The sequence below is a fragment of the Pseudomonas sp. 8(2025) genome, from assembly GCF_052665325.1.
The window spans coordinates 316,962-336,802 of record NZ_JBQOIE010000004.1 but is presented as its reverse complement, the minus strand read 5'-3'; the positions used below and the strand labels follow the sequence as shown (position 1 = coordinate 336,802).

At 65.2% G+C, this 19,841-nt stretch carries 17 protein-coding genes; 9 read left to right on the top strand and 8 right to left on the bottom strand.

What is annotated here, in order from left to right:
* Positions 1–55 precede the first annotated feature (55 nt).
* From ACUXVH_RS11080 to ACUXVH_RS11065, 4 genes are read right to left on the bottom strand one after another with little or no spacing between them, the layout of a single operon-like run.
* Positions 56–1,639, bottom strand: coding sequence for an ABC transporter substrate-binding protein (locus tag ACUXVH_RS11080; RefSeq protein ID WP_065364008.1), 1,584 nt, complete (start codon positions 1,637–1,639; stop codon positions 56–58).
* A 4-nt stretch (positions 1,640–1,643) separates the two neighbouring features.
* Complete coding sequence (locus ACUXVH_RS11075; protein WP_445494831.1) at positions 1,644–2,852, bottom strand: LLM class flavin-dependent oxidoreductase; 1,209 nt, start codon at positions 2,850–2,852, stop codon at positions 1,644–1,646.
* A 15-nt stretch (positions 2,853–2,867) separates the two neighbouring features.
* Positions 2,868–4,091 (bottom strand): lipase family protein, encoded by a 1,224-nt coding sequence (locus ACUXVH_RS11070; protein ID WP_065364010.1) that lies wholly within the window; start codon positions 4,089–4,091, stop codon positions 2,868–2,870.
* Between the two features lie 22 nt (positions 4,092–4,113).
* Positions 4,114–5,187 (bottom strand): ABC transporter substrate-binding protein, encoded by a 1,074-nt coding sequence (locus ACUXVH_RS11065; RefSeq protein WP_053151569.1) that lies wholly within the window; start codon positions 5,185–5,187, stop codon positions 4,114–4,116.
* Between the two features lie 448 nt (positions 5,188–5,635).
* On the opposite strand from ACUXVH_RS11065, the gene ACUXVH_RS11060 reads away from it, so the two are divergent.
* The 4 genes from ACUXVH_RS11060 (at position 5,636) to ACUXVH_RS11045 (ending at position 9,879) form a co-directional block, all read left to right on the top strand.
* Positions 5,636–6,712 (top strand): sigma-54 interaction domain-containing protein, encoded by a 1,077-nt coding sequence (locus ACUXVH_RS11060; RefSeq protein WP_065364011.1) that lies wholly within the window; start codon positions 5,636–5,638, stop codon positions 6,710–6,712.
* A gap of 125 nt (positions 6,713–6,837) precedes the next feature.
* Positions 6,838–7,419, top strand: coding sequence for a TetR/AcrR family transcriptional regulator (locus ACUXVH_RS11055; protein WP_011061216.1), 582 nt, complete (start codon positions 6,838–6,840; stop codon positions 7,417–7,419).
* 148 nt (positions 7,420–7,567) lie between these two features.
* Positions 7,568–8,428, top strand: a complete 861-nt coding sequence (locus ACUXVH_RS11050) for an NAD(P)-dependent oxidoreductase (RefSeq protein WP_026022879.1) — start codon at positions 7,568–7,570, stop codon at positions 8,426–8,428.
* Positions 8,429–8,676: 248 nt separating this feature from the next.
* Positions 8,677–9,879 (top strand): MFS transporter, encoded by a 1,203-nt coding sequence (locus tag ACUXVH_RS11045; RefSeq protein WP_065364012.1) that lies wholly within the window; start codon positions 8,677–8,679, stop codon positions 9,877–9,879.
* Here ACUXVH_RS11045 and ACUXVH_RS11040 read toward each other — a convergent pair.
* The 4 genes from ACUXVH_RS11040 to ACUXVH_RS11025 form a co-directional block, all read right to left on the bottom strand.
* A complete protein-coding gene (locus ACUXVH_RS11040) occupies positions 9,855–10,640 on the bottom strand; it encodes a type 1 glutamine amidotransferase domain-containing protein (RefSeq protein ID WP_065364013.1) in 786 nt (261 codons plus the stop codon). The two genes, ACUXVH_RS11045 and ACUXVH_RS11040, sit on opposite strands and share 25 nt — an antisense overlap.
* Positions 10,641–10,732: 92 nt before the next feature.
* Positions 10,733–11,572 (bottom strand): metal-dependent hydrolase, encoded by an 840-nt coding sequence (locus ACUXVH_RS11035; protein WP_065364014.1) that lies wholly within the window; start codon positions 11,570–11,572, stop codon positions 10,733–10,735.
* Positions 11,573–11,611: 39 nt separating this feature from the next.
* Positions 11,612–12,511, bottom strand: coding sequence for an SDR family NAD(P)-dependent oxidoreductase (locus tag ACUXVH_RS11030; RefSeq protein WP_065364015.1), 900 nt, complete (start codon positions 12,509–12,511; stop codon positions 11,612–11,614).
* Entirely contained in the window at positions 12,498–14,066 is a 1,569-nt protein-coding gene (locus ACUXVH_RS11025; protein ID WP_065364016.1) for a flavin-containing monooxygenase, read from the bottom strand. Before ACUXVH_RS11025 ends, ACUXVH_RS11030 begins: the two co-directional genes overlap by 14 nt.
* Before the next feature lie 268 nt (positions 14,067–14,334).
* On the opposite strand from ACUXVH_RS11025, the gene ACUXVH_RS11020 reads away from it, so the two are divergent.
* The 5 genes from ACUXVH_RS11020 (at position 14,335) to ACUXVH_RS11000 (ending at position 19,761) form a co-directional block, all read left to right on the top strand.
* The gene (locus ACUXVH_RS11020; RefSeq protein WP_015635560.1) at positions 14,335–15,330 is read left to right on the top strand and encodes an alpha/beta fold hydrolase; all 996 of its coding nucleotides are present in this window, start codon (positions 14,335–14,337) and stop codon (positions 15,328–15,330) included.
* A gap of 295 nt (positions 15,331–15,625) precedes the next feature.
* Positions 15,626–16,918 carry an alkane 1-monooxygenase gene (locus ACUXVH_RS11015; protein ID WP_011061224.1) on the top strand — a complete coding sequence of 431 codons (1,293 nt, stop codon included), beginning with the start codon at positions 15,626–15,628 and terminating at the stop codon, positions 16,916–16,918.
* Positions 16,919–17,059: 141 nt separating this feature from the next.
* Positions 17,060–17,551, top strand: coding sequence for an alkane oxidation protein activator PraA (gene praA / locus ACUXVH_RS11010; protein ID WP_015635562.1), 492 nt, complete (start codon positions 17,060–17,062; stop codon positions 17,549–17,551).
* 132 nt (positions 17,552–17,683) lie between these two features.
* Positions 17,684–18,190 carry an alkane oxidation protein activator PraB gene (gene praB, locus ACUXVH_RS11005; protein WP_011061226.1) on the top strand — a complete coding sequence of 169 codons (507 nt, stop codon included), beginning with the start codon at positions 17,684–17,686 and terminating at the stop codon, positions 18,188–18,190.
* A 122-nt stretch (positions 18,191–18,312) separates the two neighbouring features.
* Entirely contained in the window at positions 18,313–19,761 is a 1,449-nt protein-coding gene (locus ACUXVH_RS11000) for an outer membrane protein transport protein (protein ID WP_011061227.1), read from the top strand.
* Positions 19,762–19,841: the final 80 nt, after the last annotated feature.

Sequence of the window (19,841 nt, the reverse complement as noted above, 5' to 3'; positions counted from 1 at the left end):
GGTGCTCTTGCGGGCGCCTTCGCTGGCAAGCCAGCTCCTACGGTCGGGCGGTGGGTCAGGCGCTGTCGTTGAGCCACAACCTTTCGAAACGCCAGGTGCTGAACAGCGACTGTTCTTCCCGGGCGCCGCCCACGCGGGTGGAGACGCTGTCCAGCAGATCGGCGTAGCCCCAGATCAGCATGCCGCCCCGTTCGTACTGGATCTGCTGGGCCTGGTGCACCAGGGCCGTGCGTCGTTGCAGGTCGGGTTGGGCCATGGCCGCGAGAAACACCTCGCTGAACTGCGGGTCGTTGAAGTGGGTCTTGTTGGACACGGCAAAGGGCGCGTCGGTGTGGATGGCGCTGGCCAGGAACGGCGCGCCGATGCTGCCGCCGGTGCTCAGGGTCCAGTCGTTGCGTTGCGGGCCCTGGAAGGTCGCCAGGTCCACTTGCTTGACCTTGAGGGTCACGCCGATGCGCTTGGCCTGTTCGGCCAGCACCAGGGCCGAGGTCAGGGCCGGCCCCGGGGTGGTCACCAGTTCCAGCTCGAGGTTTTCCTGGCCGGCCTCCTTGAGCAGTTGCGCCGCACGCTGCGGGTCGTGGGGGCGGGGCCCCAGGCTGTGGTTGAAGGTCGGATCGCTGGGGGCATAGAGGTCGTTGGCCACCCGGCCCTGGCCGTTCAGGGCGCGGCGCACCAGCTCCTCGCGATCCGCCAGCAGGCGGAAAGCCTGGCGCACCCTGGGGTCGTTGAACGGCGGCTTGTCCAGGTTCATGTCGAAGGACAGCCAGTTGCCGGTCACCGATTTCAGCAGCCGCACCCGCGGGTCGCGCTGCAGGACTTGCAACTGTTCGGTGGGCATCACGTTGGCCATGTCGATCTGCCCGGAACGCAGGGCCGCCAGGCGCGCCACCTGATCCTTGAAGTCGATGATCTCCAGTTCGTCGGCGTAGGGCTGGCCGTCCTTGTAGTAGTTGTCGAAGCGGGTGAACAGCGAGCGCTGGCCGGGGGTGAAGCTTTTCAGCTTGTAGGGGCCGGCACCCACCGGGTTGGTCACCGGGTGATAGTCCACCGGGACGATGCCACCGAAGTTGACCCAGGTTTCCGCCAGGGGCATGTAGCTGCGGCCCTCGCGAAAGCTCAGGCGCACAGTGCGCTCATCGAGCTTTTGCAGGTTGTCGCGATCGACCCAGTGCAGCAGCGCCGCGTAGGGCGAGGCCAGCTGCGGGTCGGTGAGGCGGCGGATGGAGAAGATCAGGTCATCGGCGTCGATGCTCTTGCCGTGGTGGAATTCCAGGCCCTGGCGCAGGCGCAGGGTCCAGCTGCTGGCATCGGCATTGGGTTCGGCAAACTCCGCCAGGGCCAGGCGTGGCTGCATCTGCTCGTCCCATTCCCAGAGTTTGCTGTACAGCGCGAAGCCTCGGACGATGCCGCTGCCGATGGGCTTGTGGGCGTCCAGGTTGCCGCTCTGGTTGCCGTCGAGAATCCCCAGGCGCAGGCGCCCGCCGTAGCGCGGCTGGTCGCTGGCGACCGTGCCCGGGGCGCTGGAATTGTCCGCGTCGCAACCGGCCAGCAGGCTGCTGCCCAGCAGCAGGCCGCCGCCGAACAGCGCGCTGTGGCCGAGAAAACGACGGCGGCTCAAGCCCGAGTAGTCCTGGCTCATGGCGTCAGGCTCCTGCCGGGCCGTTGGCGCTGCGCAGCTCCAGCGGCGCTTGCGGCTGACGGCTCAGGGCCGCGCGCTCGCCGCGAAAGTGCGGCAGGATGTGCTCGCCCAGGCGGTAGGCTTCCTCCAAGTGCGGGTAGCCGGCGAGGAAGAACAGGTCGATACCGATGGCGTGGTACTCGCGGATCCGCGCCACCACGTTTTCGTAGCTGCCCACCAGGGCGCAGCCCGGCGGTATGCCGATGTAGCCGAAGCCGGTCCAGACATTGGGGTGGATGAAGAAATCCTCGAAGCCCTGGGTCTCGTTCTTCTGTGCGAAGCCGTTCTCGTAGCTGAGCTTGCGCGCGGTGCGCAGCCCGGCATGGGCGGCCACGGCCTTGACCGCGCCCTTGGCGATGCCCTCGTCGAAGAAGCGCTTGGCCTCGGTGCGCGCCAGTTCCTCGGTTTCCCGGGTGATGACGTCGATCGACAGGCCGAAGCGGATATCGCTGCGGCCGTACTGCAAGGCGCGCTCACGAATATCGGCGATCAACGCGGCGATCTCGTCCGGGTGCTCGGCGCGCATCAGGTAGAAGTCGGCATGCTTGGCAGCGAATTCCCGAGCGGCGATGGACGATCCCGCGGTGCAGATCAGCGGCAGCTCGGCCTTCTTCAAGGGGCCGCGCAGGCCGCCGCCTTCGGCGCGGTAGAACTGGCCCTGGTAGTGGAAGTTCTCGTTGTGCCAGTAGCCCTTGACCATGTCCATGAACTCGGTGGCACGGGCATAGCGCTCATCGTGGTCGCTGAAGTCGCCGACCTGGCGCTGAATGGCATCCGAGCCGCCGTTGATGATGTTCCACACCAGGCGGTTGCCGGTGGCGCGCTGGTAGGTGGCGGCCTGCTGCACCGCAACCCAGGGCGTGTAGTGATAGGGCTGGAAGGCGGTGACGAACTTCAGGGTGCGGGTTTCCCGGGCCAGCAGCGAGCACACGGTCCAGGGCTCTTCGCCGGAGGGCGCGTTGACCATCAGCGCGCCGCCGAAGCCGTTGATTTCCGCGGCCCGGGCGATCTGCCCCAGGTAGTCGATGTAGGTGAAATGGTCGCCGACGCTGAAGCCTGAGACGGCACCGGTGCTGGGCCCGCCCCGGTGCCAGTCTCCGCGGTTGCGCGGGTCGCCGGGGAGGAACTGGGTTTCGCCGTGCAGGGGCAGGCGGGTGAAGAATTCGATGCTCATGGCTGGGCCTCCTGGCTATTGCACGCTGGGGTTGCAGACGGGGGTAATGGCTTGGCCGTTGATCACCTTGTGGGCGAACGGCACCGAGTCCTTGAGGGAGGCATTGACCGTTTCACTGTGGCCCAGGCCCTTGTACAAGTGGCCCTCGACCACCGAGCCGGCCTTGCAGGCGTCCTGCATCAGGGCCACCTGGGTGGCGGCGGCCGGGGTCTTGTCCTCGGCGCCGGTGCCGATGAACACCGGCTGGGCGGTTTTCAGGGTCGGGTAGGACACTTGTTTCTGCCAGGCCGCCAGTTGGCTGCCCTGATAGTCCTTCTTGGCGTTGGCCGGGGTCAGGCCGATCCCCACCACGTCGCTGACCAGGGACGCCAGGCAACTGGTACGGGCCTGTTCGAACAACGGCAGGGCCTTGTCGGTGTAGAAGTCCCTGGGGTTGATGCTGGGGTCGTACTGCTGGGCGGCCAGCAAGGTGTAGAAACCGTAGGCCAGGGAGGCATCGACCTTGTTCGGGTCTTGCTCGCCGACATTCTTCGCGCCGATGGTGTAGATCACCCCGGTGCCGATGCTGCCCTTGACCCCCAGGTCCGGTGCGTAGGTGGAGGCGTAGGCGGCCGAGGCGAAGGCGCCGGCGCCGCCCTGGGACTGGCCGACGATCAGTACCTTGTTGGCCAGCCCGGGCACCCCGGCGACCACGGCTTTGGCGGCGTCGAGAATGCCGTAGGCGGCCATGCGGTTGTTCAGCAGCGGATGGCCGCCGGGCACGCCCAGGCCCTGGTAGTCGGTGGCGACAATGGCAAAGCCTTCGTCCAGCCAGCGGCTCAGGTACTGCACGTCACGGTAGGAACGGCCCTGCCAGGACGGCGCGCAGACATCCGCCACGCCCACCGTGCCATGGCCCCAGGAGGCCACCGGCCAGCCGCCGGCCGGGGCCTTGCCCTTGGGCAGGAACAAGGTGCCGGAGACCACCACCGGGGTTTTGCCGTCGATGCCGTCGGTGGAACTATAGAGAATCCGTTGCGCGCTGGCAGCGTTGGGCAGGCTCAGGGTGGCTTCCAGGGGTTCGCTGCGCAGCAGCTTGCCCGGGGTCGGGGGGATCGCGTCCTGCCAGGTGTAGAAGGCCGAGACCCGGCCGTCGCCCTGCAACGGGTCGGGCTTGGGCGCGTAGGTCGGGCCGGCCAGGGCCGACAGGGAGAGCGCCAGGAGGCTCAGGCCAAAGGTGAATTTTGCGGACAGTTTCATCAAGAAGACTCGTGCTCAGGGTTCAGGGATGGGTGGCGACCTGGCCGCGCAGGGCGGGCCAGTAATCACTCAGGTGCAGATCGATCAGCGCCTGGTTGGTGAAACCGGTGGCCAGGGCCGGGGTGATGTCGTAGGGCGTGCGGATCAGCTGGTTGGCCAGGGCGTAGTCGCTCAGTGCCTGATAGTGGGCCTTGAGCTGCTGGTCGCTCTTGGGCGCCCAGCGCTCCTTCCAGGCCACCGGGTCGCCCTGGTCGTCGCGGCGCAGCACGCTCTCGGCGGTGCCGGCGCGGGAGGACAGTTGGTAGTAGGCGTCCTGGTTCTGTTCCTGGGAAATCCACCAGGCGGCCTTGACCCAGGCGGTGGCCAGCAGTTGGGTAACCTCCGGGTGCTGCTCGATGAAACTGTCGGTGCCCCAGAGGTCGGAGACCAGGCGCCAGTCATTGGCCCCTTGCTTGGTGGACCAGATGATCCGGCCCACGCCCTTGTCTTCCAGGGCATAGGCCTCGCTGAGCAGCACCGCGGCGTCGACCTTGCCGGCGGACACCGCCGCCGCACCGACCTGGGGGTTGAGGTTGGCGATCTTGAAGTCGTCGAGCTTCAGGCCCTTGCTGGCCAGGAAGTTGCTGAAGGCGAACTCCCAGGGCCGGCCGCGATGCAGGGCCAGGCGCTGGCCCTTGAGGTCCTCGATGCTCTTGGCCGTGGACTGGGTGGGCACCACCAGGTAGATATTGTTGCCGCTGCCGCCGGGCACGATCAGCTTGCCCGGCACGCCGCCGGCGCCGGCGATCACCGACGGCAGGTCGCCACGCACGGCGAAGTCGATGCTGTTGTTGCTGAAGCCTTCGTTGATCTGCGGCCCGGCGCCGGCGTGGGGCAGGGCGATCCACTGCAGCTTGATGCCGCGCTGGCTCAGTTGCTGTTCCAGCCAGCCATCCTCGATCACCCGCCCGGCGATGCCGCCGAACACCGGCTTGCCGCCCTGGGTGAAGGCGACGATGGCAATCTTCACCGACTCGGGGGCCGGGTTGGCCAGGGCCGTGACACTGATCAGCAGCCCGGCCATAACGGCCAGGGTATTGCGCCATAAACCTTGCATTGCACTCTCCCTCAAAAAATAAGCCCTCAGCCCCGCCAGCCCTGCGCCGGATATCGCGGTGTTTCCTGTAGGAGCCGGCTTGCCGGCGAAGAGGGCCTTGAACCTTGCCTCGCCCTTGCGGACGCCTTCGCTGGCAAGCCAGCTCCTACGAGGGGCGGTGGTGGGTACTGGTGTCGGAAGGGATAGAGCAGATTGCATGCCAGGGCCGCTACAAAGCGCTGCAGGCCTTGCCTGGCAAGGGCTTCAGGCAGATCGACAGGCCCTGGCCCAAGCCGCCGCTGCTGATCTGCGAACAGGCAGGTGCTGGCCGATTGCTGCTCCAGCAGCAGGTGGGGAGCACCATTCAGATATATTCATAAAAGGAATATCTAAAGATTAATTAATAATTATTTAGTCTAAATATCTTCGTGCACTATTGAGCCCGCGCTTTTACTGCCAGGAATGCACCATGTCGCTGATCACTCATCCAAACGCCCGTGAATTGACCAAGTCGGTACGGGCCACCGTTCTGGTGTTCAAGGACCCGCGCTCCCAGGAATTGCTCAGTCGCATCGAGCGCCTGGCCCCCAGTGAGGCCAATACCCTGATCATTGGCGAGACCGGCACCGGCAAGGAACTGGTGGCGCGCCACATCCATCACCTGAGCCGCCGCGGGCGCGAGCCCTTTGTCGCGGTGAACTGCGGGGCCTTTGCCGAAACCCTGGTGGAAAGCGAACTCTTCGGCCATGAGAAAGGCGCCTTTACCGGTGCCACCACCCACAAGGCCGGCTGGTTCGAAGCGGCCAACGGCGGCACGCTGTTTCTCGACGAGATCGGCGACTTGCCGCTGAACATGCAGGTCAAGCTGCTGCGGGTGCTGCAGGAGCGAGAAGTGGTGCGCCTGGGCTCGCGCACGCCGATCCCGATCAATGTGCGGCTGGTGGCGGCCACCAACGTCAACCTCGCCGATGCGGTGGTGGCCGGGCATTTTCGTGAAGACCTGTTCTACCGCCTGCACGTGGCCACCATCCGCCTGCCGCCGCTGCGCGAGCGCCCGGGGGACATCCTGCCCCTGGCCGAATTCTTCCTTGAGGAACACTGCCAGCGCCTGGGCTACAACCGTGCCTCGCTGACCGAAGAGGCTGAACGCAAGCTGCTGGAGCACAGCTGGCCGGGCAACATTCGCGAACTGGAAAATGCCATCCACCACGCCTTGCTGGTGTGCCGCCAGCAACGGGTGGCACCGGGGGATCTGCACCTGGTGGACATGCGCTCCTCCGGCATCCGCCAGGAACAGGCGCCCCTGGCCGTCCCGGCGCCTCAGGCGCCGGCGGACCTGGGCCGGGCCTTGCAGGCGCTGTTCGAGCAGAACATTCCCGACCTGTACGAGCACATCGAGGAAACGATCTTTCGCGAGGCCTATCGCTACTGCCATGGCAACCAGTTGCAGACCGGGCGCCTGCTCAACATCAGCCGCAACATCGTGCGCGCCCGGCTGGAAAAGATCGGCGAGTTGAACAAGCCCCTGGCGACTTCCGCTTCCTAGATCCGCTTCCTAGATCCGCTTCCTGGACCCGAGAACCGGCCCGGGGCTTTTTTTGCCCGGGGCGGTTGACGCCTGCCGGCTTGATCTTTAGTCTTTGGAACGATCATTCCAGAAAGGTAATAGCCGTGCGTCCCAAGGAGTTCGACCCCGAGCAGATTGCCGATGCGGCCATGCAGGTGTTCTGGCAGCGCGGTTACGCCGCCACGTCCATTCAGGACCTGGTGGAAGGCACGGGCCTGAGCCGCAGCAGCCTGTACAACGCCTTCGACAGCAAGCACGGCCTGTACACCTGTGCCCTCAAGCGCTACCAGCAGATGACCAGCGCCAATATCGAGCTGCTGGGCGCCGACGCACCCGCCAGGGAACTGGTCCGGCGATTGCTGATGCGCATCGTCGACAACGAGCTGGAAGACACCCGGCGCCTGGGCTGCCTGGCGGCCAATGCCTCCCTGGAAATGGCCGGGCAGGACGCGGCGGTGGCTCAGCTCGTGGCGCAGAATTTCCAGCGTATCGAGGCGGCCCTGGAGCAGGTGCTGCGTCGCGGCCAGGAGCAGGGGGAGATCGACCCGCAGAAGAATCCCCGGGCCCTGGCCAGCTTTGTGGTGTGCACCGTGCAGGGCTTGCGGGTGCTGGCCAAGGGCAGCCTGGCGGAGCAACGACGCCAGCGCCTGCTGGATGTGGTTGAGGTGGTCCTGGCCAGCCTGTAGCAGCCGGCGCGCCGGCGAAGGGACCCTCACAATCTGCATCAGGTTCCAGGGCGTCTTCGCTGGCAAGCCAGCTCCTACAGGGCTGGGCTTTTTTTGCCTTTTATTGGAATGATCATTCCATAATTAATTGAACACGGGAGAGACACAGATGGCCAAGCAACCAGGATCCATTGCGGTATTAGGCATCGGCATCATGGGCGCCGCAGTGGCGCGCAATCTGCGGCGCAAGGGCTTTGCGGTACGGGCCTGGAACCGCACGCTGCAACGGGCCCAGGCGCTGATCGCGGACGATATCCAGGTATTTGCCGAGCCCGCCGAGGCGGTACGCGGGGCGCAAGTGATCATCACCCTGGGCAAGGACGGCGCCGCCGTGCTGCAAGCCATGCAGCAGGCACGGGACGGTTTCGAGCCTGGGGCGCTCTGGCTGCAGATGGCCACCGTGGGGATCGAGGCCAACGACGAACTGCAAGGCTTTGCCCGGGATGGCGGGCTGGTCTTCTACGATGCCCCGGTGCTGGGCACGCGCCAGCCTGCGGAGCAGGGCCAGTTGGTGGTATTGGGCGCGGGCCCCGAGGCTCATCGGCCGGCGTTGCAGCCGCTGCTGGAGGCCATCGCCAAGCGTGTGCTCTGGGTTGCCGAACAGCCGGGAGCCGGCAGCCGCCTGAAGCTGGCCCTCAACAGCTGGGTGCTGGCCCTGACCCACGGCGCCGCGGAAAGCCTGGCCCTGGCCAAGGGGCTGGGGCTGGACCCGGCGCTGGTGGTGGAACTGGTCAGCGGCGGGCCCCTGGACAGCGGCTATTTCCAGGCCAAGACCCGGGCCATGCTCAGTGGCGACTACAGCCCGAGCTTTACCCTGGCCAACGCCCTGAAAGACGCCGAATTGATGGTGGCGGCGGCCGCCAGAGCCGGGGTCCGGCTGGATCTGGCCGAGGCCGGAATCCAGCGTTTCCAGCGCGCCCTGGAGCAGGGCCATGGCGACAAGGACATGGCGGCCTCCTACCTCGGCTGAGCGGTTTCTTCTCGCGCTGATGCAGGCGCTGGCTTACCAGCGAAGGCGCCCGTGAGTCGGGCACAGGGGCTGAGGGCCTCTTCGCCGGCAAGCCGGCTCCTACGGGAGCCTGCGCGGTGTATCTGCCTGTTGTAGGAGCTGGCTTGCCAGCGAAGGCGCCCGTGAGTCGGGCGCAGGGTCCGAGGGCCCATTCGCCGGCAAGCCGGTTCCTGCGGTGATTTCTGGTCTTCTTGTGTGAGCATTCTTTCATGAACATTTGCGTACCTTTGCCGACCGCCTCCAGCAGGTTGCCGGTCTGGCGCCTGCTGGCCTTTACCCTGGCCGGTTTCATCGCCATCGTCACTGAGACGCTGCCTGCCGGGCTGTTGCCGCAGATCAGCCAGGGCCTGGGCATCAGCGAGGCCATGGCCGGGCAGTTGATCAGCCTGTATGCCCTGGGCTCGGTGGCGGCGGCGATTCCGCTGATCGCCGCCACTCGCAGTTGGCGCCGTAGGCCCTTGCTGTTGCTGGCCATCGGCGGCCTGTTGCTGTTCAACAGCCTGACCGCGTTGTCGACCCACTACCTGTTGACCCTGGCCGCGCGCTTTGCCGCGGGCATGGCGGCGGGGCTGGTCTGGGGCCTGCTGGCCGGCTATGCCCGGCGTCTGGTGGTGCCCGAGTTGCAGGGCCGGGCCCTGGCGGTGGTGGGCGTTGGCCAGCCGATCGCGCTGTGCCTGGGGGTGCCCCTGGGGGCCTGGCTGGGCACCCGCATGGATTGGCCGCAGATCTTCTGGGGACTGTCGCTACTGGCTCTGCTGCTGTGGTTCTGGGTGCGCCTGGCAGTGCCGGACTACCCCGGCCAGCCGGCCCACCAGCGCCAGCCGATCGCGCGGATCTTTCTCACCCGGGGCCTGCCCCAGGCGCTGCTGGTGATCTTCGTATGGATCCTGGCCCACAACATTCTCTACACCTATATCGCGCCGTTCCTCGCGTCCCTGGGCCTGGCGGCCTCTCTCGACCGGGCGCTGCTGGTGTTCGGCCTGGCCTCCCTGGTGGGGATCTGGTTCACCGGGCTCGGGGTCGACCGCTGGCTGCGCGGGCTGACCCTGTGCAGCCTCGCCGGTTTCGCCCTGGCGTGCCTGCTGCTGGGGATCGCTGCCAGCCAGCCCTGGCTGGCCTGGCTCGGCATTGGCGCCTGGGGCCTGACCTTTGGTGGCGCCCCGACCTTGCTCCAGACCGCCGTGGCGGATGTGGCCGGGGAGGGGGCGGATGTCGCGCAATCGATGCTGGTGACCATCTTCAACCTGGGAATTGCCTGCGGGGGTATGGTCGGCGGCCTGCTCTTGCAACGCTATGGCGCGGCGTCTTTTCCCTGGGCCATGGCCGCCCTGGCGCTGGTGGGCCTGATGCTGGTCTGGGGCGCGCGCAGCCATGCCTTCAAGCCGGGTCAGCGCTCTGCCTGCTGCGCCTGAGGTTGGGCGTCGCGAGCCTGTTGCAGCAGGCTCGCCCATTCATTGGCGAAGCGGTGGCAGTCCCCGGGCCAGCGCGCGGTCAATAGATTGCGGTCGCGGACCACAAAACCGCGCTCGGGGTGCTCTGCCGAATCCCGCCGGGGCAGCCAGGGCCCGGGCAGAAAATCCGCCGGGCTGGCCAGGGCCGCCTTGATCTCTTGCTCGACGCTGTGGTCGTAGGTGCGGTAGTAGCGCCCCAGCCACGGCGCGGTGACCAGCCAGGCCGCCAATTCCATGGGGCCGGCCAGCAGGGCGGTGACCTTGCGTCCATGGAGCACCGAGCGCCCGCTGGCCGGATCGATGCAGCGCGCCAGGGCCAGGGGGCCGTGGCACACCGCGGCCACGGGTTTGTCGGCCTGGAAGAAGGCCAGGATGATCCGCCGCACCTCCTCGGATTCCAACAGGCTGCGCATGCCCCGGGCGTGGCCGCCGGGAATCAGCAAGCCCTCGTAGGCCGCCGGGTCGACCCCGGCATAGGGCAGAGGGCTGCAAAAGGCCGGGTCGCGGGTCATGGCGTGGTAGCGCGCCAGGTCGGCCGCCGGGGTCATCAACAACGGGTTGAGCGGGCCGAACCCCAGGCTCACCAGGCGCGAATCGGCGTAGGCCGGCATCCCCAGGGGGGTGGCGAACTGCGCGGCAAAACCGGCGTCCCGGGCAGCCTGCCAGGGCAGGCTGCTTTCGCTGGGGTCGTAGTCGGCGTGGGGCAACAGAATCAGGATCATCGCGCGGGCTCGCAGCACCTAAGGGTGCGTTGCAGGTTAGCAGCCCCGCCAGGGGATGCCGGCACGCCGCTGTTGCGCCGTGTCGGCATTTGTCACTTGGCCGCGGCGGCGCGGGTGCGTTCGATGTCCTGCACCAGGCCGTCGATGCGTTGCAGTTGCTCGCGGTTGTCGTGGTCCCAGGGGTGAAAGCCCGGCTTGAAGAACTGCAGCCAGGGCAGGGCGATCCGCGGGAACACCCCCTTGGGGCCGTAGAGGTACTTGACCACCTGCCACAACCCGCGCCAGTGGCCGCCGCGACGGCGGTCGGCGATCAGCATGCGCACATGGAAGTCGAACACCACCAGCCAGAAGCCCAGGGTGGTGAACAGCATGCTCCCGGTGCGGATCAGGTAACGCTTGGGCCCGGGCTTGATCACGCTGTTCCAGACGTCGTAGGACACGGCCTTGTGCTCGGTTTCCTCGAGGGCGTGCCACAGCCACATCTGCCGGTAGCCCGCCACCGAATTGCCGAAGCGGCTGGGGTCGCGCAGCAGCAGGTCGGCGAGGATTGCCGTGTAGTGTTCCAGGGCTACGGTGATCGCGAGGTTGAAGGCCGGCGGGAAGTGCTTCTTCTGGAAATCGAGGAAGAAGCGCAACCGCCGGTCCAGCAGATGGGCCGGCAGCCCGGCGTCCTGCAGCAGGTCGTTGTAGCGCAGGTGCTCGCGGCTGTGCATGGCTTCCTGGCCAATGAAACCCTGGATCTGGCGCTTGAGCTCGGGGTCGTGAATCTGTTCGCGGTAGTGGCGCACGCTGTCCATGAAGAACAGCTCGCCGGAAGGAAACAGCAGGGACAACGCATTGAAGAAGTGGGTCACGTGGCTGCCTTGCTCGTGCCAGTCGCAGGCGCGTTCGGCAGGCAGGTCGACCTTGATGTCGCGGCGGATGGGCAGCATGGCTGTCGCTCCTCTAGACATGAAAAAGGGTGGGCGGCGCTACAGGCCGCGTTCGTCCTGGGGCTCGTAGACCGCCGGCCGCGTCTTGCCCGGCTTGGGCGCCATGCGCCGGCTGGCCCACACCACCAGGGCCTGGTAGGCGCTGGGCAGCAAGCGGATGAACAGGTCGAGCAAGTGCGCGTCGCGGCCGATCAGCACCCGGCGCTTGTTCTTGCGCACCCCCAGCAGGATCACCTTGGCGGCGGTTTCGGCAGAGGTGATGAAGAGTTTTTCGAAGTCGTCCCGGGCCTGCTGTTCGTTGTCGATCAGGAAACCCTTGACGTTGTCGCTGATGCGGCTGGTGCGGGCGATATCCGTGCGGATGCCGCCCGGGTGCACGCAGGTGGCGGAGACGCCGTTGCCTTGCAGGTCGAGCTCCTGGCGCAGGGATTCGGTAAAGCCGCGCACGGCGAACTTGGTGGCGTTGTAGCCGCTCATGCCGGGCTGGGAGAACAGCCCGAAGACGCTGGAGGTGTTGATGATGTGACCGTCGCCGGATTGCCTGAGGTAGGGCAGGAAGGCCTGGGTGCCGTGGACCACGCCCCAGAAGTTGACGTCCACTATCCACTCCAGGTCCGCCAGGCTCGAACCTTCCACGGTGCTCGACAGCGCCACCCCGGCGTTGTTGAAGATCAGGTTGATCTGGCCGTGTTCGGCGGCGCTGGCGGCGGCCCAGGCGAACATCGCCTCGCGGTCGCCGACGTCCAGTTCCTGGCTGCTGATGCGCAGCGGCAACAGGGTCGCGGCCCGGGCCTGGGCCACGGTCTGTGCCAGGCCCTGGGGGTTCTTGTCGGCCAGGGCCAGGTGACAGCCCTCACGGGCCAGGGCGACGGCCAGGGCGCGGCCCATGCCGGAGGCGGCACCGGTGATGGCGGCGACTTTACCGTTAAAGTTTTTCATTGAGAGCGGCCTCTTCAAGGTGCAGGGCGCGCGCGGCGGCCGGTGCGGCGGCGGGCTGGGCGTGGGGCAGGTGGCTGGCCTGGTAGTCCTGCAGCTCGAAGTGCTGCAAGGTCTTCTTGAAGCTCCAGGTGGAGCCCGGCCAGAGGGTGGTGTTCTGCCCGCTGCGCGGGTCCAGGTACCAGCTGCGGCAGCCCCCGGTGGACCAGATGGCCCCGGCCAGGCGCTGCTGCAGGCGCTGGTTGTACTGGCTTTCGACCTGGGGCCGGACTTCGATGCTGGCGATACGTTCGCGCTGCATCTGGCCCAGGGCCTTGAGGATGTAGTCCACCTGGGCCTCGATCATCAGGATCATCGAGTTGTGCCCCAGGCCGGTGTTGGGGCCGACGATCATGAAGAAATTCGGGAAGCCCGGCAGGCAGGTGCCCAGGTAGGCGTGGGCGCCCCGGGCCCAGCTGTCCATCAGGTCCTGGCCATGGCGGCCGAACAGCAGGCCCCGGGGAATCGGGTCGGTGGCCTGGAAACCGGTGCCGAAGATGATGCAGTCCACGGGGTGGCGGCTGCCGTCTGCAGTGATCACCGCGTCGCCGTCGATACGCTGGATGTCATCAGTGATCAGCCGCACGTTGCCCCGGGTCAGGGCCGGGTAGTAGTCGTTGGAGATCAGGATGCGCTTGCAGCCGATGGTGTAGTCCGGGGTCAGGCGCTGGCGCAGCACCGGGTCGGGCACCTGTTTGCGCAGATGGCGCAGGGCCACGCGCTGCACCACCTTCATCAGTCTGGGCCGGCGGGCGAAGGCGATCACCCGGCTTTCCAGGGTCCAGTACAGCGCCGAGCGCACCAGCCGCTGGGTGAAGGGCAGGTGCTTGAAGGCCCAGCGTTCCACCGCGCTGAGCTCGCGGTCGGGCTTGGGCATGATCCACGGCGGGGTGCGCTGGAACAGCTTGAGCTGAGCCACCCGCGGGGCGATTTTCGGCACGAACTGGATGGCGCTGGCGCCGGTGCCGATCACCGCCACCCGCTTGCCTTGCAGGGCGTAGCGGTGATCCCACTGCTGGGAGTGAAACCGCTTGCCGGTGAAGGTGTCGAGCCCGGGGATGTCCGGGATCGCCGGGCGCGACAGGCCACCCATGCCGGAGATCAGTACCCGCGCACTGACTTCCCGACCATTGCTGAAGCGCAGGTGCCAGCGCTCCCGGGCTTCATCGAAGACCGCCTGTTGCAGGCCCATGTTGAAGTGCAGGTAGGGCGTCAGGGCGAAATCCCGGGCGCAGTTTTCCAGGTATTCGCGGATTTCCGGCTGGGGCGCGAACTGCCGGGTCCAGTTCGGGTTGGGCGCAAAAGAGAAGGAATAAACGTGGGATTGCACGTCGCAGGCGCAGCCGGGGTAGTGATTGTCGCGCCAGGTGCCCCCCAGGGACGCGGCGTGTTCGGCGACGAAGAAATCCTCTATCCCCGCTTGCTTGAGCTTGATCGCCATGCACAGCCCTGCGAAGCCGGCGCCGATGATGGCGATGTCAACGACCTCGGGGTCGTTGGGTGGCGAGTACGCATTCATGGTGTGTACCTCGATTGTAATGATGTTGCTGGGTGACTTTCGTCAGTGGGTGAAAACTCAGGATTGCACAATTTAAAATAATGTTTTAAAAATTAATTTAAATAAATTACCTGAAAATGTCACCTGCGCTGGTCGCCTGTGGATTTTGCGGGGCTCATCCAGGCCATGGGTGAGGCGTCACAGGCGACACCAGGCCAGGGCGACACGCCACACCGCCAGGTCATTCCGATCACGGGCGAACGGCGCAGGGAAGCTGAGGGGGCGGGTTATGGAGTGGCTGGTAGCGGCAGCGGTATTCCTGGCGGTCAGTGCGGTGCTCTGGGTGGTGAGTTTTCGTATCAACCGCCGGATTGAAAGCCAGGTTCCGATCAACGGACGCTTTCTCGAGGTCGGTGGCGAGCGCATTCACTACACCGATGAGGGCAGGGGCCCGGCGCTATTGATGATCCATGGCCTGACCGGCTGCGGGCGCAACCTGACCCACTCCCTGGCCCCGCAGCTGCGCGAACGCTTCCGGGTGATCACCATCGATCGTCCCGGTTCGGGCTATTCCACCCGGGCCCGGGGCGCCGCGGCAGACCTGCCGGCCCAGGCCAGCCTGGTGGCCAGGTTCATTCGTACCCTGGACCTGGGCCAGCCGCTGGTGCTGGGGCATTCCCTGGGCGGTGCGGTGGCGCTGTCCCTGGCCCTGGACCATCGGCAATCGGTGTCCGGGCTGATCCTGGTGGCCCCCTTGACCCATCCGCAGCGCATGTTGCCGCTGGTGTTCCTGTCCCTGGCAGTTCGCCCGGCTTTCCTGCGGCGCTGGATGTCGCTGACCCTGGCGGCGCCCATGGCCATGCTCGGGCGCCGTGGCCTGGTCAAATCGGTGTTCGCCCCGGACCCGGTGCCCGAGGATTTCGCCGAGCGTGGCGGCGGGTTGCTGGGGATGCGTTCGGACAGCTTCTACAACGCCTCCAGCGAAATCGCCGTGGTCAACCGTTCGCTGCCGGGCATGGTCAAGCATTACCCCAGCCTGAAGCTGCCGGTAGGGCTGATCTATGGCTCGGCGGACCCGGTGCTCAGTTACCGCCGGCACGGTGAGTCAATGGTCGGCAAGGTGCCGGGGCTGTCCCTGGAGATCGTCCAGGGCCGGGGCCACATGTTGCCCATCAGCGCAGTCGAGCGGGTGGTGGCCATGGTCCAGCACGTCGCTTCCCAGGCTGCGCCACAACGCAGCGCAACCATCCTGCACCCGCCGTTCGCGGCTTCAAGAGCAAGTTGAGGGCGTGGTGGGGGGCGGTTTCGAGCGCCCCTGCCGCGGCGTCGACAGCAGCTGTAAATGCTTCACGGGCGACATTCGAAACAAGCCGAAAAAATAGTTGACGAGCTAACGAACCCGAGCTATTTTTTTAAAAAAATGTTTTGAATGTTTTTTTTGAAAGTGCAATTGAGCGATTAAAAATAATGAAAATAACGCCATTTCACGCTTTTGTTTTTTCATCCCTTCACGCTCGGCACAGCGCAGCCGCGCTGTCCTTTATAGCACCTGTTTCGACTGCCATCCTGCGGAGGCTGCCATGACTGTTTCCGTGGCGGCACCCGGCGTCTGGACCGATAGCAAGCGTCACCTGTGGTGGCTGGGCACCTTGCCCATGATCACCCCTCTGCTGTCGGGGATCTTTGCCCTCACCACCGGGGTGCAAGTGTTCTGGTGGAGCGGGGTCCTGGTGATCTTCGGCCTGATCCCGCTGATTGACGGCCTGATGGGGGAAGATGCCAGCAACCCGCCTGAATCCGCCGTTCCCGATCTGGAAAAACAACCCTACTACCGCTTTATCGTCTACAGCTGTGCCGTGCTCTCGGTACTGTCTTTGGTGGTGACCGCCTGGATGGCCATCAGCGGGGTGGACTGGATTATCGCCGGCGGCCTGCTGCAACTGAGTGAACAACTGCACCTGCAAGGCAGCCTGGCGAGCTTCGCCGCCTTCCTCACCGAGCGTGCGCAACTGCACGGCAGTATCGGCTGGTTCACCTACCTGGGCATGGCGATGTCCACCGGCGCGGCCACCGGCATTGCCATCAACATCGCTCATGAGCTGGGGCACAAGAACCGCGGGATGGCCAAGTTCCTGGCCAAGCTGGCCCTGGCTTCGACCTTCTATGGGCACTTCTTCGTCGAGCACAACCGCGGCCACCATGTGCGGGTGGCCACCCCGGAGGACCCGGCCAGTTCGCGCCTGGGCGAATCCTTCTGGAGTTTCCTGCCGCGCACCGTGTGGTTCAGCCTGAGTTCGGCCTGGCATCTGGAAAGCCAGCGCCTGGAAAAACTCGGCCTGCCGACCCTGCACTGGAAGAACGGCGTGCTCAGCGCCTGGTTGTACAGCGTGGTGCTGTGGGGCGTGCTGATCGCCTGGCTGGGGGCGGCGGTGATTCCCTTCCTGGTGATCCAGGGGATCTACGGCTTCTCTCTGCTGGAGGTGGTCAACTACGTCGAGCACTACGGTCTGCTGCGCCAGAAACAGCCCAACGGCCGCTATGAACGCTGCTCGCCGCGCCACTCCTGGAACAGCAACCGGATCGTCACCAACATCTTCCTGTTCCAGTTGCAGCGCCACTCCGACCACCACGCCAACCCGACCCGTGCGTATCAGGCCTTGCGTCACTTCGACGAGTCGCCACAGCTGCCCTATGGCTACGCCACCATGATCGTCTGGGCCTATGTGCCGGCCCTCTGGCGGCGCCTGATGGACCACCGGGTGCTGGCGCACTACTCGGGTGATGTACGCCTGGCCAACATGCACCCGGCCAAGCGTGACGAGCTGCTCAAGCGCTACGGCTTCAGCAACACCGATTCAGACACCGCTCTTTAGTTGTACCGCTCCCCCCTTCAAGTGCTGGTGAACCGGTCGTGTTCGCCTGTGATGTGCCCGCTTGAAGGGTGAGCAACGCAGTAGGCAGTCCTTAAGCAAGTTGACCGACAACAACAATAAGCAACTGTAAGGAAGTCACGGATGTCCATTTCACCGCTATTCACTGCCCAGTTGTTCGTGGTCCTGGTGGGGATCTCCCTGATGGGCGCCGCCGAAGCCGCGCGCATTGAACCGGCCAATACCGAGTTCACCGCCAAGGGCCCCATCAGCTTTGCCAAGAGCATCATCAATGCCGACTGCACCATCCAGGTCAGCGGCAAGGTCAGCCCCGACGGCAGCTTCGCCAGCGTCGAGAAAGTCGACTTCAGCGGCGGCCTCAAGTGCGGCCAGGTGGAAGCCACGCACCTGCCCTGGAAGCTGATCGCCAAGGACGAAACCAGCGGCGCCATGTCGGGTATCCAGGTCACCGTGCACGCGCCCCTGGTGGGCGGCGACTGCGGGCCGTCCACCGCCGAAGGCAGTTGGAACAACAGCACCGGAAAACTCGAAGCGGCCCAGGTCAGCCTCGACGGTGGCTGCACCATCAAGACCGTATCGATCCAGATGCCACCCACGTTCCGGGTTGCACCCTGACGCGCACGTCACACCTTTATCGAATTGAAGATTTGGCTGGAAAGGGAAGCTCGGTCGCTGTTCTCCGTGTCGTCTCGCTCAAGGCCATTACCCCGGCGAAATGAATCGCCATACATGTGAGGAAAAACAACAATGAAAGGCATCAAAACTCTCGTGTCCGCCACCGCCATCGTTGCCTGCTTGGGAGCTGCTTCCATGGCCAGCGCTGCATCCATCGCCATTGATGGTGCGAACCCGGATGGTCCGTTCACTACCCCTGGCGGCACTATCACCGTGCGCTCGCCGTCCTCGTTCAACCAGCCCGTGACCTGCAACATCAACTTCAGCGGCAACATCGCCGGCGGCGTGGCCAGCATCACCGGCGCCACCGTCAGCGGCAGCAACGCGCTGTGCAACCTGCCGAAGATCACTGGCTTGCCATGGACCCTGAGTGCCTCTAGCACCACCGCAGGTACCGTGACCAACGTGGGTTACACCATTTCCTTCTTCCCTGCCACCAACTGCGGTCCGACCACCATCAACGTGGCCTGGAGCAACGTGACTCACTCGCTGAGCCTGAGCACGCCTCAGACCCTGAGCGGTGGCTGCTCCGTGGATGTGCTGAACGCCAAGCCGTCGCCACAGGTCAGCGTGATTTAAGCGTTATCTGGAACCAAGGGCTGATCACCCGCTGAAGGACACCGCCTCGCAAGAGGCGGTGATCTGCAGATCAGGAGGGCCCTGTAGTGTCGGTTGCTATCGATAATAATAAGGAGTGGGGCATGAATAATAAGAAACAACAGTTGCAGATCGCGGTGGCACTCGCCCTGTTGGGGGGCTTTGGTGCGATCGGCACTGTTCAGGCAGGCGGCTTCACCACGCCTACCTACGGCGCTCCCGGATGGGGCCGGGCCTTCGGTGGTGGTTCGTTGTTCAAGAACGACCCCAGTGCGGCTTACAACAACCCGGCGGCCATGGCGTTTATCGATCAGAACGTGGCACAGATGACGGTCGACTACGCCCGCATCAAGATGAAATACAAAGGCGATGCCTACGATTATCAAGGGAATCCGGCCACCACCTTGCCGGTGGATGCATCCGGCGTCCCCACCAGCGGTCCGGTGCCCCTGGAGGGCAATGGTGGCCAGGGCGGCTTCACCGCCTGGTTGCCGACCGGCTTCATGGTAATGCCGATCAACGATCAGTTTGCCTTCGGCCTGAGCCAGGTCGTGCCCATGGGCATGCGCAGCACCTGGGATAACGACAATTCAAAGATCCGCGACTTTTCGGTGGATACCAAGATCGAGACCGTGGGCCTGACCGGCTCGCTGTCGTTCAAGGTCAATGACGACTTCTCCCTGGGTGCCGGGGTCATCGTCCAGCACAGCAAGGGCTTCGTCAGCCAGAACCTCAACCTGACCGGTGCCGCGGCGGTATCTCCCGGCCTGGGCGGGATCCCGCTGCCATCCGGCGTCGGGGCGAACCTGATGCGGGTCAAGGTGGACAATACCTCGGTAGGCTGGTTCACCGGCGTGGTCTGGAAACCCACCGACCGCGACACCCTGGGCCTGAACTACCACGCCAAGATCAAGAACAAGATGGACGGCAAGTACAACGTGCGTGCCGACGCGGTAGGCCGCCAGTACATGACCCAACCGGCCGGGCCCAATGGTGAAAGCCTGGTGGAACTGGCCTATCCCGGCCTGAAGCTGAACCCGGATGGCGCCAACGCCAGTGCCCAGCTGGACATTCCAGCCTCCGCCGGGCTGGACTGGGTGCACGTGTTCGATGACCGCTTCACCCTGGGTGCCAGCATGCTGTGGACCCAATGGTCGTCGTTCAAGGACCTGACCCTGAAGTCCGATGGCAATACCCTGGTCTCCATCCCGTACAAGTACAAAGACACCATGATGTATTCCCTGGGTGGCGACTACCGCTTCACCGACCAGTTGACCCTGCGGGCCGGTGTGGCGTACGACCAGACACCAACCCGCAACAGCACACGTGACCCGCGGATTCCCGACAACGATCGCTGGTTCACTTCCCTGGGCTTCGGCTATGACATCAGGGCGATCCCCGGCCTGACCATCGACGGCGCCTATTCCCGGCAATTCGTCAAGGAAGCCAAGATCAAGACCCAGAACGTGGACCGTCTCGGTGCCTCGCGCCTGGATGGCAAGGTCGACGCCAAGGGCGAGGTGGTGAGTCTCTCCGCGACCTATCACTTCTGAGGGTAAAGGCTTTACCCACGCCTCGAGATAACGGCAGTACAAAGGGATTGTGCTACTGCCGTCGGCGGGACGGGTCACCT

Coding starts and splice junctions, on each gene's coding strand:
- ACUXVH_RS11070 (WP_065364010.1), bottom strand. CDS start 4,091: ATGAAACTGTCCGCAAAATTCACCTTTGGCCTGAGCCTCCTGGCGCTC.
- ACUXVH_RS11040 (WP_065364013.1), bottom strand. CDS start 10,640: ATGATCCTGATTCTGTTGCCCCACGCCGACTACGACCCCAGCGAAAGC.
- ACUXVH_RS11020 (WP_015635560.1), top strand. CDS start 14,335: ATGGAGTGGCTGGTAGCGGCAGCGGTATTCCTGGCGGTCAGTGCGGTG.
- ACUXVH_RS11045 (WP_065364012.1), top strand. CDS start 8,677: ATGAACATTTGCGTACCTTTGCCGACCGCCTCCAGCAGGTTGCCGGTC.
- ACUXVH_RS11035 (WP_065364014.1), bottom strand. CDS start 11,572: ATGCTGCCCATCCGCCGCGACATCAAGGTCGACCTGCCTGCCGAACGC.
- praA (WP_015635562.1), top strand. CDS start 17,060: ATGTCCATTTCACCGCTATTCACTGCCCAGTTGTTCGTGGTCCTGGTG.
- ACUXVH_RS11030 (WP_065364015.1), bottom strand. CDS start 12,511: ATGAAAAACTTTAACGGTAAAGTCGCCGCCATCACCGGTGCCGCCTCC.
- ACUXVH_RS11015 (WP_011061224.1), top strand. CDS start 15,626: ATGACTGTTTCCGTGGCGGCACCCGGCGTCTGGACCGATAGCAAGCGT.
- ACUXVH_RS11000 (WP_011061227.1), top strand. CDS start 18,313: ATGAATAATAAGAAACAACAGTTGCAGATCGCGGTGGCACTCGCCCTG.
- ACUXVH_RS11025 (WP_065364016.1), bottom strand. CDS start 14,066: ATGAATGCGTACTCGCCACCCAACGACCCCGAGGTCGTTGACATCGCC.
- ACUXVH_RS11075 (WP_445494831.1), bottom strand. CDS start 2,852: ATGAGCATCGAATTCTTCACCCGCCTGCCCCTGCACGGCGAAACCCAG.
- ACUXVH_RS11060 (WP_065364011.1), top strand. CDS start 5,636: ATGTCGCTGATCACTCATCCAAACGCCCGTGAATTGACCAAGTCGGTA.
- praB (WP_011061226.1), top strand. CDS start 17,684: ATGAAAGGCATCAAAACTCTCGTGTCCGCCACCGCCATCGTTGCCTGC.
- ACUXVH_RS11050 (WP_026022879.1), top strand. CDS start 7,568: ATGGCCAAGCAACCAGGATCCATTGCGGTATTAGGCATCGGCATCATG.
- ACUXVH_RS11065 (WP_053151569.1), bottom strand. CDS start 5,187: ATGCAAGGTTTATGGCGCAATACCCTGGCCGTTATGGCCGGGCTGCTG.
- ACUXVH_RS11080 (WP_065364008.1), bottom strand. CDS start 1,639: ATGAGCCAGGACTACTCGGGCTTGAGCCGCCGTCGTTTTCTCGGCCAC.